Origin of the sequence: Pseudomonas sp. LM13 (genome assembly GCF_041381355.1) — a bacterium.
Taxonomy (GTDB): Bacteria; Pseudomonadota; Gammaproteobacteria; order Pseudomonadales; family Pseudomonadaceae; genus Stutzerimonas; species Stutzerimonas frequens.
Genome location: NZ_JACBXH010000013.1, coordinates 68,746 through 82,753, shown reverse-complemented (window position 1 = coordinate 82,753; position 14,008 = coordinate 68,746). Strand labels below are relative to the sequence as shown.

8 protein-coding genes are annotated in these 14,008 nt (G+C 64.2%); 6 read left to right on the top strand and 2 right to left on the bottom strand.

What is annotated here, in order from left to right:
* The first annotated feature begins 165 nt into the window (after window positions 1-165).
* Both tpx and HZR81_RS10865 read left to right on the top strand, forming a co-directional pair.
* Window positions 166-666: a thiol peroxidase gene (gene tpx / locus HZR81_RS10870; protein ID WP_267934427.1), complete on the top strand. Its 501-nt coding sequence runs from the start codon at window positions 166-168 to the stop codon at window positions 664-666.
* Window positions 667-971: 305 nt separating this feature from the next.
* A complete protein-coding gene (locus tag HZR81_RS10865; RefSeq protein ID WP_063542215.1) occupies window positions 972-2,159 on the top strand; it encodes an NAD(P)-dependent oxidoreductase in 1,188 nt (395 codons plus the stop codon).
* Between the two features lie 94 nt (window positions 2,160-2,253).
* Here the strand turns inward: HZR81_RS10865 and murJ are convergent, their stop codons facing one another.
* Window positions 2,254-3,720 (bottom strand): murein biosynthesis integral membrane protein MurJ, encoded by a 1,467-nt coding sequence (gene murJ, locus HZR81_RS10860; protein ID WP_500128089.1) that lies wholly within the window; start codon window positions 3,718-3,720, stop codon window positions 2,254-2,256.
* 285 nt (window positions 3,721-4,005) lie between these two features.
* Here murJ and HZR81_RS10855 point away from each other — a divergent pair, with 285 nt between their 5' ends.
* The 4 genes from HZR81_RS10855 to HZR81_RS10840 are packed head-to-tail and all read left to right on the top strand — an operon-like array spanning window position 4,006 to window position 12,929.
* The gene (locus HZR81_RS10855; protein WP_500128088.1) at window positions 4,006-5,247 is read left to right on the top strand and encodes an MdtA/MuxA family multidrug efflux RND transporter periplasmic adaptor subunit; all 1,242 of its coding nucleotides are present in this window, start codon (window positions 4,006-4,008) and stop codon (window positions 5,245-5,247) included.
* On the top strand, window positions 5,244-8,321 hold the full coding sequence (locus HZR81_RS10850; protein ID WP_500128087.1) for an MdtB/MuxB family multidrug efflux RND transporter permease subunit: 3,078 nt from the start codon (window positions 5,244-5,246) through the stop codon (window positions 8,319-8,321). The genes HZR81_RS10855 and HZR81_RS10850 overlap by 4 nt, the downstream gene beginning before the upstream one ends.
* Before the next feature lie 28 nt (window positions 8,322-8,349).
* The gene (locus tag HZR81_RS10845) at window positions 8,350-11,454 is read left to right on the top strand and encodes an efflux RND transporter permease subunit (protein WP_500128086.1); all 3,105 of its coding nucleotides are present in this window, start codon (window positions 8,350-8,352) and stop codon (window positions 11,452-11,454) included.
* Window positions 11,451-12,929 (top strand): efflux transporter outer membrane subunit, encoded by a 1,479-nt coding sequence (locus HZR81_RS10840; RefSeq protein WP_500128085.1) that lies wholly within the window; start codon window positions 11,451-11,453, stop codon window positions 12,927-12,929. The genes HZR81_RS10845 and HZR81_RS10840 overlap by 4 nt, the downstream gene beginning before the upstream one ends.
* A gap of 86 nt (window positions 12,930-13,015) precedes the next feature.
* On the opposite strand, the gene HZR81_RS10835 is transcribed toward HZR81_RS10840, so the two are convergent.
* Window positions 13,016-14,008: a TRAP transporter substrate-binding protein gene (locus HZR81_RS10835; RefSeq protein ID WP_458993133.1), complete on the bottom strand. Its 993-nt coding sequence runs from the start codon at window positions 14,006-14,008 to the stop codon at window positions 13,016-13,018.

Below are 14,008 nucleotides of genomic sequence, written 5' to 3'. Positions count from 1 at the left end.
TCATAGCAAGGGTTTACTGGGGGCGTTTTTACACACTCTGGGCCGGTAATCGCCCTAGATGGCGGTTCACCGATCGGCGGTCCGAGGCTACACTCGGGCCCTCTTTCAGGCCGTGGGGCTGATGGCCCCGCGGCCTTTTCGTGTCACCCATCGAGGAGCGAAGCAATGACAGAAGTCACCCTGAAAGGCACCCCCGTCCAGGTAGCTGGCGAGTTTCCGCAGGCCGGCCAGCAGGCTAAGCCGTTTCGCCTGGTAGGCGCCGACCTCGCCGACGTCGAGCTGGCAGCCTTTGCCGGCAAGCGCAAGATCCTCAACATCTTCCCAAGTGTCGATACGCCGACCTGCGCCACGTCGGTGCGCAAGTTCAATGCTCAGGCCAATGCGCTCGAGAATACCGTCGTGCTGTGCATCTCCGCCGACCTGCCGTTTGCGCAGAAACGCTTCTGTGGCACCGAGGGGCTGGAGAATGTAATCAACCTATCAACCATGCGGGGCGCCGAGTTCCTCAAGGACTACGGTGTGGCCATCGCCAGCGGCCCGCTGGCCGGCGTTGCCGCACGCGCGGTAGTCGTGCTGGATGAGCAGGATCGCGTGCTGCACAGCGAACTGGTCAGCGAAATCGGCAGCGAACCGAACTACGAGGCAGCTATCGCTTCACTTGCCTGAAGCTCAAATGGCTAATCGACGGCGAGTCCTTAGGGGCTCGCCGTTTTTTTTTGGCGACAGAAACCCATCGGCACAGGTGAAACCGCCTGTCGAGGTCAATTAGCGGAAACAGCGGGGTCGAACTACTTTCCGTGGTGTCGCTTACCCGAGGATTTCAGGGTGAGCGCAAGCCCACAAAGATGGCAATTAGGCAGCTTTTCTTAAAAATCTTTTCGCGCGGCTGCTGTCATAGAGCTGATGCCCATTGAATGGATTCAGTTATGCCTACCTCAGATGTCAAAAGAATCGGTATATCCGGAACCGGAATGATTGCCCATGGCATCGTTCGGTTGATCAAACGGCACTATCAGGACATGCAGATTTCCCGCGTCCTGACGCGCCGCCCGCTTTCCTCGCTGACTGACTTCCCGCTGCCCGAGGCATTGACCAACTCGCTGGACGAGCTGATCGATCATTCCGATCTGATCGTCGAATGCAGTGGTGATGTCTTCCACGGTACTTCGGTCATCGAACGGGCCTTCGAGGCTGGGCTGCAGGTGGTGACCGTCAACGCCGAGCTGCAGGTCACCACGGGTTCCTACCTGGCGGGGAAGGGCTTTCTCACCGAAGCCGAGGGCGATCAGCCCGGCTCGCTCGCCGCATTGCGCGAAGATGCGCTGCAGATGGGCTTTCAGCCGATGGTCTACGGCAACATGAAGGGATACCTGAACCACGACCCCTCGCCCGAAGACATGGCTTACTGGGCCAATCGACAAGGCATCAGTGTTGACCAGACGACCTCCTTTACCGACGGCACCAAGGTGCAGATCGAACAGGTGATCCTCGGCAACGGCCTTGGCGCGACCATTACCCGTCAGGGTATGGAAGGGCTGGCCTCGACCAATCTGGACGACAGCGCCAGCTTGCTGGGAATGATGGCCGAGCGCGCTGGACAGCCGATCGTCGACTATGTGATCCCCTCAGGTTACCCAGCCGGTGGCGTGTTCCTGGTCGGGCGGCACGACGAGGATCAGGCGCGAGCCATCGAGTATTTCAAGCTGGGACGCGGGCCGTTCTATACGCTGGTCAGGCCGTTCCATCTGTGTTCGCTGGAGGTGGGCAAGACCCTGCGCCGCGTACTGGACGGCGGCGGTGTGCTGCTCAACAACTCGACCGAGCCGACCTTGGGCGTGGCGGCGATTGCCAAGCGCGCCATGAAGCCCGGTGAGCTGATCGATCGTGGAATCGGTGGCTTCCAGTTCCGTGGCGAGGCGATCAAGCTCGCCGAGCATCCGGATCACGTACCCATCGGCCTGCTACGCAAGACGGCGCTCAAACGTGCGGTCGAGCCGGGGCAGATCATCACCTTCGACGATATCGATATCCTGCCCAGTCGTGCGCTGGACATCGTCATGGAGCAGCGCCGACCGCGTCCGCAGAAATCCGATGCCACATCGGACGGCTGGACGACGCCCTGCGTCAGCACCATGGGAATGCTCGCCCTGGGGGGGTGAGCATGAACATCCTGACGACAAGGCCGCTGCACCACGCAGCGGCCTTGTCGTTTCTGCCGTTGGAACTTCAGCTCGCGACGACGGCGAGCGTCTGTCAGGCCTTGCGCATCGACCAATAGCGCGGACGGAACAGATCACGCTCACCCAGCAGGGTGACCCCTGCGGCGAAACCCACCAGCACCAGCCCGATGTAAAGGCACAGTTCGACGAAGCCCTGTGGCTGCGGCAGAAAATGCACTGCCCCGGCGAGCGCTACTGCGGTCGCCAGCCAGCGCGCCAGTACGGCCACGCCGGCGCCTCGGGGCGAGGTGCGGTAGACGAACAGCCCCATGAACAGGGCCTGCAACATGGCCCCGCTGGTGAAGGCCAGTGCCAGCCCGGCGGCGCCGTAGTGGCGATAGAGTGCAGCATCCAGCGCTATGGTCATGACCGAGCTGATCAGCGTAATGACCAGGAACAGACGCGCCTGGTGCTGCGCAAGCAACGCCCGTCCCCACAGCAGGGCAAGTCCCATCGCCGGTAGGCCGAGCGCGTAGATCACCATCAGCGAAGCCGTTGCCTGCGTCTGGGCCGCGCCGAACTGCCCACGTTCGAGCAACACCGAGACTACCGCCTCGGGGAAGGAGCACAGCACCACTGCGGCAGGAACGAGGAACAACAGCGTCGCCAGCAACCCCTTGCGGATCACTGCGGCGTGACCGCTATGGTCCTGGTCGTTCCAGCTTGAGGAAAACTGCGGAAACAAGACCGATAGCACCGACATGGCGTACAGCGTCAGCGGAATGGTGACGATGCGGAAGGCGAAGGAAAGCATGGTGATGCTGCCTTCCTCGAGAAACGAGGCGAACATGCGTTCGGCGAGTATGCATGCCTGCTGCGCCCCGGCAGCCAGCAGCACTGGCGCGAACGCCAATCCGAACTGACTGCCGTGTCCCTTCTCCAGCGGCAACGCTTCGCCACGCATGTAGCGGATGCGCCGGTGCTGGACGATGATCAGCGCAACCTGCGGCAGCAGCATGCCGAGGAAGATCACCATGCCACTGGGCTCGAACAACAGAATGCCGACGATCGCCCCGGCATTGAGTAGCAGCGTGCGCGTCATCGGCATGATGAACACGTTGTCCATGTTCAGCAGTGCGCCCTGGCAGTAAAGCGCCGCTTGCACGGCGATCAGCAGGGCGCCGACACAGAACACCAGCTGGCCGCTGGCTACCTGCTCGGCGGTCCAACCGGGCGTCAGCGCGTTGAGTACCCAGTAGCTGGAGAGCACGATCAGTGCGCAGGCGGCAGCACCGAGCAGCATCACACGCCAGTACAGCCAGCGCGCGACCGCCTCGAACAGCGATTCCGACTGGCTGCGCAGCTTCTGCAGGTAGGGGATCATGGTGTCGCGCAATGCCAGGCCGAGGAAGTTCTCGAAGAACAGCGGCAGGATCAGCGCGACGAAGATGAGATCCGCTTCCCAGCTGAGGCCGAACGAGCGGGCGATGAACAGATCGCGAAGAAAACCGAGAAGAAAGCTGGCGACGGTGAGCGCCAGAATGACCAGCGATGCATTCATTCCTTGATCCTATGCCGGCCATCGAGGAGGCGATGGCTCGTTGAACGACACGACAATGTCCGATTTCGACGTGCTGCAAAGCGCGGGGCTTGCTCACAGCGCTCCACTCGCGCACGGGCCGCGAGAGGAACGCTAGATAGACTTAAGACCTGCTCCATGGTTCCAGGCCCATGGCTCTGAACCGGCCATCGTGTACATGCCGATACGTAAAAATGCCGTAAAGGCACTTTGCGAGCGGTTCGCGACTGCTTATGGTTCACGCTCCTTTTCAAGCGAACTCCGTTCATGTCCGAGACGCATCCCGCATCCACGCGATCCAGCCTTCGCTGGGTGGTTCTAATCATCGCCGTCATCGCCATTGCGGCGCTGATCTGGTGGCTATGGCCCGCTGCCAAGGAGGCCCCGCAGCGCCCGGGTGGTCGACCGGGATTCGGCGCGTTCGGCGGCCCGGTTCCGGTGCGTGTCGCGACGGTAGAGCAGGGCGAGTTCGAGGTATTCCAGAAAGCCTTGGGCAGCGTGACGCCGTTGAACACGGTCAATCTGCGCAGCCGGGTCGGCGGCGAGCTGGTGGAACTGCGCTTCGAGGAGGGGCAGCGCGTCAAGAAAGGCGACCTGCTGGCCGTGATTGATCCGAGGCCTTACAAGGTCGCGCTACAACAGGCCGAAGGCACGCTGCAGCAGAACCGTGCGCAGCTGAAGAATGCCCAGGTGGATCTCGAGCGCTATCGCGGCCTGTACGCCGAAGACAGCATTGCCAAGCAGACACTGGATACCCAAGAGGCGCTGGTCAGTCAGTATCAGGGCACGCTGGCGGCGAATCAGGCTGCGGTCAACGAGGCGCGCCTGAACCTGGAGTTCACCCAGATCCGCTCACCCATCGACGGTCGAGTCGGTCTTCGCCAACTCGACGCAGGTAACCTGGTGTCGGCCAATGACACCACGCCGTTGGCGGTCATCACGCAGACCCAGCCCATGTCGATCAGCTTCACCCTGCCCGAGGGTGACCTGCTGCCGGTGCTGACCCGCTATCGGCAGGGCGACGAGCTGGCGGTGCAGGCCTGGGATCGTGGCGAACGCGTGCTGTTCGGCGAGGGCGTGCTGGAAAGTATCGACAACCAGATCGATGCGACCACCGGCACGCTGCGCCTGAAGGCGCGTTTCGACAATGAAGCGGAGCTGCTGATCCCCAACCAGTTCGTCAACGTCCGCCTGCGGGTGGAGACCCTGGCCGATGCTGTACTCATTCCCTCCGCGGCGCTGCAGTTCGGCTCGCGCGGTACCTTCGCCTACGTCGTCGGCGACGACAGCAAGGTGGAACTGCGATCGTTAGAGGCCGGCCCTACCAATGGCGAAACCACCGTGGTGCTCAAGGGCCTCGAAGTCGGCGAGCGCGTGGTGATGGAAGGCACCGACCGCCTGCGTGACGGTGCTGAGGTCGAGGTCGTGAGCGGGCAGCGAATGGCCGAGGAGGCGGCCGAGAAGCCGGTCCTAGGTGGTGACGAGGCCGCGGAGCGCGAGGCGCGATGAATATCTCCCGCCTGTTCATCCTGCGGCCGGTGGCGACCACACTGAGCATGGTCGCGATCCTGCTGGCCGGGTTGATCGCCTACAAGCTGCTGCCGGTGGCTGCGCTGCCGCAGGTCGATTACCCGACTATCCGCGTGATGACACTCTACCCGGGCGCCAGCCCGGAGGTGATGACCAGCGCGGTAACCGCTCCGCTGGAGCGCCAGTTCGGCCAGATGCCGGGGCTCGCGCAGATGTCCTCGACCAGCTCGGGCGGTGCTTCGGTCATCACCCTGCGCTTCTCGCTGGAAGTGGCGCTGGATATCGCGGAGCAGGAAGTGCAGGCGGCAATCAACGCGGCGAACAACCTGCTGCCCAACGACCTCCCGGCGCCGCCGGTCTACAACAAGGTCAACCCGGCAGATACGCCAGTGCTGACGCTGGCGGTAAAGTCCGATGCGTTGCCGCTACCGCAGCTGCACGATCTGGTCGATACCCGCATGGCGCAGAAGCTGGCGCAGATCAACGGCGTCGGCATGGTCAGTATCGCCGGCGGGCAGCGACCGGCGGTGCGTATCCGTACCAATCCAGAAGCACTGGCCGCCTATGGCCTGTCGCTGGCCGACGTGCGTTCGCTGATCGCCAACTCCAACGTCAACCAGCCCAAGGGCAACTTCGATGGACCGACGCGGGTGTCGATGCTCGACGCCAACGACCAGCTGGAGACGCCGGAGGAGTACGCCGAGCTGATCCTGACCTATCAGGACGGCGCCGCGCTGCGCCTGAAGGACGTAGCCGAGATCGTCGATGGCGCCGAGAACGAACGTCTCGCGGCCTGGGCCAACGAAAGCCAGGCCGTGCTGCTGAACATCCAGCGCCAGCCGGGCGCCAATGTGATCGAGGTGGTCGAGCGCATCCAGGCGTTGCTGCCGGAGGTGACCGCCAGCATGCCGGCCGGGCTCGACGTGATCGTGCTTACCGACCGTACCCAGACCATCCGCGCCGCGGTCACCGATGTACAGCATGAGCTGATGCTCGCCACCTTCCTGGTGGTGATGGTGACCTTCGTCTTTCTCAAGAAGCTGTCGGCCACGGTGATCCCGTCGATCGCGGTGCCACTGTCGCTGGTCGGCACCTTCGCCGTGATGTACCTGTGCGGCTTCTCGCTGAACAACCTGACGCTAATGGCGCTGACCATCGCCACCGGCTTCGTGGTGGACGATGCCATCGTCATGCTGGAGAACATCGCGCGGCACCTGGAGGAGGGCGAGACCCCGCTCAATGCGGCGCTCAAGGGCGCGAAGCAGATCGGTTTCACCCTGATCTCCCTGACCCTCTCGCTGATCGCCGTGCTGATCCCACTGCTGTTCATGCAGGACGTGGTGGGCCGGCTGTTCCGCGAGTTCGCCATCACCCTGGCGGTGGCCATCCTCATCTCCCTGGTGGTCTCGCTGACGCTGACCCCGATGATGTGCGCCAAGCTGCTCAAACCCCACGCGGCAGAAGAGAAACCCGATTGGGTGGAGCGGCTGATCGGTGGCTATTCGCGCTGGCTGACCTGGGTGCTGCGCCACCAGACGCTGACCCTGGTGGTGGCAATCGTCACACTGGGGCTGACGGTTGTGCTCTACCTTGCCGTGCCCAAGGGCTTCTTCCCGGTGCAGGACACCGGCGTAATCCAGGGCATCAGCGAGGCACCGCAGTCGATCTCCTTCCGCGCCATGAGCGAGCGTCAACAGGCATTGGCGCGCGTGATTCTTGCCGATCCGGCGGTGGACAGTCTGTCGTCCTATATCGGCGTTGACGGCAGTAACGTCACGCTCAACAGCGGCCGTTTGCTGATCAACCTCAAGCCCCACGGCGGGCGCGACCTGACCGCCAGCCAGGTGATCGATCGCCTGCGGCCGGAGCTGGCAAAGGTGCCGGGTATCGAGCTGTATCTGCAGCCGGTGCAGGACCTGTCCATCGAGGACCGGGTCAGCCGCACGCAGTTCCAGTTCAGCCTGGAAACGCCGGACAGCGAGTTGCTGCAGGAGTGGACGCCGCGCCTGGTCGAGGCGCTGCGCGAGCGGCCGGAGCTGACCGACGTGGCCAGCGACCTGCAGAGCAATGGTCTGCAGATCTACCTGGACATCGACCGCGACGCGGCGGCGCGCCTCGGCATCCAGGTCGCGGACATCACCGATGCGCTGTACGACGCCTTCGGCCAGCGACAGATCTCCACCATCTTCACCCAGGCCAGCCAGTACCGCGTGGTGCTGGAGGCGGAGGCGGGCAACCGCCTCGGACCGCAGGCGCTGGAGCAGCTGTTCGTGCAGAGCGAAGGCGGCACGCCGGTGCGGCTGTCGAGCCTGGCAACCCTGGAACAGCGCAACGCACCGCTGCTGATCAACCATATCGGTCAGTTTCCGGCGGTGACCCTCTCGTTCAACCTGGCCAATGGCGTGTCGCTCGGCAAGGCAGTGGAGGTGATCGAGGCGGTGGAGCAGGAGATCGGCCTGCCGGCAGGAATCCAGACGCGTTTCCAGGGTGCCGCGGAGGCCTTCCGCGCCTCGCTGTCGAGCACGCTGCTGCTGATCCTTGCCGCGGTGGTGACCATGTACATCGTGCTCGGCGTGCTCTACGAGAGCTACATCCACCCGATCACCATCCTCTCCACGCTGCCCTCGGCGGCGGTGGGCGCCTTGCTCGCCTTGCTGCTGACCGGCAACGATCTCGGGCTTATCGCGATCATCGGCATCATCCTCCTGATCGGCATCGTCAAGAAGAACGCGATCATGATGATCGACTTCGCCCTTGAGGCCGAACGGCAGCAGGGCATGAGTCCGCAGGATGCGATCTACCGTGCGGCGCTGCTGCGCTTCCGGCCGATCCTGATGACCACGCTGGCGGCGCTGTTCGGTGCGATTCCGTTGATGCTGGCGTCCGGCTCCGGTGCCGAGTTACGCCAGCCGCTCGGCCTGGTGCTGGTTGGCGGTCTGCTGCTCAGCCAGCTGCTGACGCTGTTCACCACGCCGGTGATCTACCTGTTCTTCGACCGCCTCGGCCAGCGCTTCGGGCGTCGTCGCGAGCCGCTGGCGGGGGCGCAAGCGTGAGCAGGACTGCAATCGCGCGGGGGCAGGCATGAACCTTTCCGCCCCGTTCATCGCCCGCCCGGTAGCGACCATGCTGATGAGCCTGGCGATCCTGCTGCTCGGCGGGGTCAGCTTCGGCCTGCTGCCGGTATCGCCGCTGCCGAACATGGATTTCCCGGTGATCACCGTGCAGGCCAGCCTGCCTGGCGCCAGCCCGGAGATCATGGCCTCCAGTGTGGCTACGCCACTGGAGCGCTCGCTGGGCAGCATCGCCGGTGTTAGCCAGATGACCAGTCGCAGCAGCCAGGGCTCGACGCGGATCATCATCCAGTTCGACCTGGACCGCGAGATCAATGGCGCCGCCCGCGACGTGCAGGCGGCCATCAACGCCGCACGCAACCTGTTGCCCAGCGGTATGCGCAGCATGCCCACGTACCGCAAGATCAATCCGTCCCAGGCGCCGATCATGGTGCTCTCGCTGACCTCGGACGTGCTGGACAAGGCCGAGCTGTACGACATCGGCTCCACCATCCTGGCGCAGAAGCTGTCGCAGGTGTCCGGCGTTGGCGAGATCCAGGTCGGTGGCAGCTCGCTGCCGGCGGTGCGCGTCGAATTGCAGCCGCAACAGCTGGAACAGTACGGCGTTTCGCTGGACGAGGTGCGCCAGACCATCGCCAATGCTAACGTGCGCCGGCCCAAGGGCATGGTCGAGGACGCCGACCGGCACTGGCAGGTGCGCGCCAACGACCAGCTCCACCAGGCCGCCGACTACACGCCGCTGATCATCCGCTACCAGGACGGCGCCGCGCTGCGCCTGGGTGACGTGGCACGGGTTCGGGACTCGGTCGAGGACCGCTACAACAGCGGTTTCTTCAACAATGAGCAGGCGGTGCTGCTGATCGTCAACCGCCAGGCCGGTGCCAACATCATCGAAACCATCGAAGGCATTCGCCGTGAGTTGCCGGCGCTGCAGGCCATCATGCCGGGCAGCGTCGACCTGGATATCGCCATGGACCGCTCGCCGGTGATCCGCGCCACGCTGCACGAGGCCGAGCGCACGCTGCTGATCGCGGTGGGCCTGGTCATCGTGCTGGTGTTCCTGTTTCTCGGTCGCCTGCGCACCGCGCTGATTCCGGCGCTGGCGGTGCCGGTGTCGCTGGTCGGCACCTTCGCGGTGATGTACCTGTTCGGCTTCTCGCTGAACATCCTTTCGCTGATGGCACTGATCCTGGCCGCCGGCCTGGTAGTGGATGACGCCATCGTGGTGCTGGAGAACATCGCCCGGCATATCGATGAAGGCATGCCTCCGTTGAAGGCCGCCTATGTCGGTACCCGCGAAGTCGGATTCACGTTGCTGTCGATGAACCTGTCGCTGGTGGTGGTGTTCGTCTCGATCCTCTACATGGGCGGCATCGTCGAGCGGCTGTTTCGCGAGTTCTCCATCACCCTGGCGGCAGCGATCCTGGTTTCCCTGCTGGTCTCGCTGACGCTGACGCCGATGCTCTGCGCGCGTTGGCTCAAACCCCACGAAGCGGCGACGGAAGGGCGCCTGCAGCGCTGGAGCCACGCGGCGCACCAGTGGCTGCTGCGCTACTACGATCGCTCGCTGAGCTGGGCGCTGCGTCATCGGCGCATCACCCTGTTGAGCCTGCTGGCGACCATTGCGCTGAACGTGGTGCTCTACGTGCAGGTGCCCAAGACCTTCCTTCCACAGCAGGACACCGGTCAGCTGACCGGCTTCATCCGCGGCGACGACGGCCTGTCGTTCCAGGTCATGCAGCCGAAGATGGAGATTTTCCGCAAGGCGGTATTGGCCGATCCGGCAGTGGAGAGCGTGGCCGGCTTCATCGGCGGCCAGGGTGGCATCAACAATGCCTTCATGATCGTGCGCCTCAAGCCGCTGAGCGAGCGCAAGATTTCGGCGCAGAAGGTGATCGAGCGCATCCGCAAGAACCAGCCCACAGTACCCGGCGGGCGCATGTTCCTCATGGCCGACCAGGATCTGCAGTTCGGCGGCGGCCGGCAGAGCAGCTCGGCCTATTCCTACACGCTGCTGGCGAGTGATCTCGGCGACCTGCGCACCTGGGTGCCACGGGTCACCCAGGCGCTTTCGGCGCTGCCCGAGCTGACCAGCATCGACGCCAATGATGGCGAAGGAGCGCAACAGATCACCCTCGAGGTCGACAGGGATGCCGCCAAGCGTCTGGGCATCGACATGAGCACGGTGACCACGCTGCTCAACAACGCCTTCAGTCAGCGACAGATTTCCACTATTTACGAGGCGCTCAACCAGTACCGCGTGGTAATGGAAATCGACCCAGGCTACGCCGATTACCCTGAGGTACTCGAACAGATTCACGTCATCACCGGGGACGGTCGCCGTGTTCCGCTGGCGGCCTTCGCACGCTACGAGCGCAGCCTGGAGGAAGACCGGGTCAGCCATGATGGACAGTTCGCTGCGGAGAACATCGACTTCGACCTCGCCCCGGGCGTCAGCCTCGACCAGGCAACGCTGGCGATCGAGCGGGCGGTGGCGGCAATCGGCCTGCCGAGCGAGGTACAGGGCCGTCTCGGCGGCACCGGCAGCGCCTTCGAGAGCACTCAACAGGGCCAGCCGCTGATGATCCTCGGCGCCTTGCTGCTGGTCTACATCGTGCTGGGCATTCTCTATGAGAGTTACATTCACCCGCTGACCATTCTCTCGACGCTGCCATCGGCCGGAGTCGGCGCGCTGCTGGCGATCATCCTCACCGGCAACCAGTTCAGCCTGATTTCGTTGCTCGGGCTGTTCCTGCTGATCGGCGTGGTGAAGAAAAACGCGATCCTGATGATCGACCTGGCGCTGCAGTTCGAGCGCCAGGACAAGCTGTCGCCCGCCGAGTCGATTCACCAAGCCTGCCTGTTGCGCTTTCGCCCGATTCTGATGACCACCATGGCGGCGATCCTTGGCGCGCTGCCCTTGCTGCTCGGCGGCGCGGAGGGCGCCGAAATGCGCCAGCCGCTGGGCCTGACCATCATCGGTGGCCTGCTGCTGAGCCAGATCCTGACCCTCTACACCACGCCGGTGGTCTATCTGTACCTGGACCGTCTGCGTCATCGTTTCAACAGCTGGCGCGGTGTACGCACCGATGCCGCCCTGGAAAATTCGCTATGAGCCCGTTGTCGCTGAAGATGCCCCTGCAACCCATCGCCGCTGCCGTTCTGGCTCTGTCGTTGAGTGCCTGTACCCTGGGGCCGGACTATCAACGGCCGGAACTGCCGGTAGCCGCCGAGTTCAAGCAGGCTGAAGGCTGGAAAGCCGCGGCGCCGGCCGATGTGCTGGCGCGTGGCGAGTGGTGGCGGCTTTATGGCGATGCCGAGCTGGACGCCCTGGTCGGCCGGCTGAATGTCGACAATCAGAACCTGGCAGCGGCCGAGGCGCAGTTCCGTCAGGCCCGGGCACTGGTGCGTGGTGCACGCTCGCAGCTGTTCCCGATCCTTTCCGGCAGCGCCGGCTTGACCCGTTCGGCGCAGGGCAGCGGTAGCTCGGACACCAGCGGCGGCTCGTTCGGCAGTGGCGTCAGCGAAAGCTACGAAGCAGGCCTGAGTGCGTCCTGGGAAGCGGACATCTGGGGCCGGCTGCGGCGCAATCTGGAAGCGAACCGCGCCAGCATGCAGGCCAGCGCCGCAGACCTGGCCGCGGTGCGGCTGAGCCTGCAGGCCGAGTTGGTGCAGACCTACCTGCAACTGCGGGTGATCGACGAACATCAGCGCCTGCTCGATCAGACCGTCGCGGCCTACGCACGCTCGCTGCGCCTGACCGAGAACCAGTATCGGGCCGGTATCGTGCCGAAATCCGACGTCACCCAGGCGCAGACACAACTCAAGAGTACCCAGGCCCAGGCTATCGACCTGCGCTGGCAGCGGGCGCAGATGGAGCACGCGATTGCCGTGCTCATCGGCGTTGCACCCTCGGAGCTGGACATCGCGGTGCGCGAGGACATCCCGGCGCTGCCGGGCGTGCCGCTGGCCGTGCCGTCACAGTTGCTGGAGAGGCGTCCCGATATTGCCGCCGCCGAGCGCCAGGTCATCGCGGCCAACGCCAACATCGGCGTCGCCGAAGCGGCCTGGTATCCCGACCTGACGCTCTCCGCCAGCGGTGGCTACCGCAACAGCAGCTTCAGCGACCTGTTCAGTGTGCCCAACCGGTTCTGGTCGCTCGGCCCGCAACTCGCGCTGACACTGCTGGACTTCGGCAGCCGGCGCGCCGAACTGGAGCGCGCCGAAGCCAGTTACGACCAGACGGTCGCCAACTACCGACAGACCGTGCTCGACAGCTTCCGCGAGGTCGAGGATTACCTGGTGCAGCTGCGCGTGCTGGAAGAGGAGGCAGTGGTTCAGCGTGAGGCCTTGGAGGCCGCTCAGGAATCGCTGCGGCTGATCGAGGACCAGTACCGGGCCGGCACCGTCGATTTCCTCAGCGTCGCCACAGTACAGACCACCGCGCTGAACAACGAGCGCACCAACCTGACCCTGCTGGGCGATCGCCTGACCGCCAGCGTCCTGCTGATCGCCGCGCTGGGCGGTGGCTGGGACAGCGCGCAGCTGGATCAGTCACCGACGGCTGCGACTTCGCCGGACGCGCCCTGATTCCAGTCGCGAGGCCGCTACCAGAAACAAAAAGCCCCGCATGTTCGGCGGGGCTTTTGCGTTCTAAGCGGCGTCGCGCGCGGCGGTCATTTGCGCTGCTTTCGATTGACGGTCTGGGCTGCCTTGATGATGTCGGCGCCGATCACGGGTTCGAACTGCTGCCAAACCGGACGCATCGCTTCGCGCCAGCGCTCGCGCTCTTCCGGGGTCAGGCTGACGATTTCGGTCGTTCCCGCCTGGCGAATGCGTTCGCGGTCGGCCTGATTCAGCTCCTCGGCCTCGCGGTTCACCATGTAGCTCACCTCGTCGAGGATGGCTTCCAGCTCGAAACGAATCTTGTGCGGCATGCCCATCCAGAAGCGGGTGTTGCTGACCACCATATAGTCGAGCACACCGTGGTCGCTCTCGATGATGTAGGGCTGCACGGTATGCATCTTCTTGCTGTAGATGTTCGACCACGGGTTCTCCGCGCCCTGTACGGTGCCGGTACGCAGGGCATCGTAGACATCGGCGAAGGCGATCTTCTGGGTTGAGGCGCCGACAGCACCGAACTGCGCCTCGAGCACGGCAGAGGGTTGGATGCGGAAGCTCAGCCCCGAGGCATCGCTCGGCAGGCGCAGCATGCGGGTCGCCGAGAGCTGCTTCATGCCGTTGTGCCAGTAGGCCAGGCCGGTGATGTTCTGGTCTTCCATGGAGCGCAGCAGCTGCTTGCCCTTGGTGCGCTTCTGGAAGCGGTTTACCGCGTCGATATCGTCGAACAGGAAGGGCAGGTCGAATACCTGCAGCTGCTTGGTGTACTGCTCGAACTTCGCCAGTGACGGCGCCAGCAGCTGCACTTCGTTGTTGCGCAATGCCTCCAGCTCCGTGGCATCACCGAACAGCATCGAGTTCGGGTAGACCTCGACACGTACCTGCCCGGGCAGGCGCTCCTCGGCGAGTCGCTTGAACATCAACGCACCCTTGCCCTTGGGGGTGTCCTCAGCCACAACATGGGAAAACTTGATGACGACGGGCTCTGCCTGGGCCAGTGCGCTGGCGGCCGCCAGCACAAGCCCGGCAAGGGTAATGATCGGCTTCAT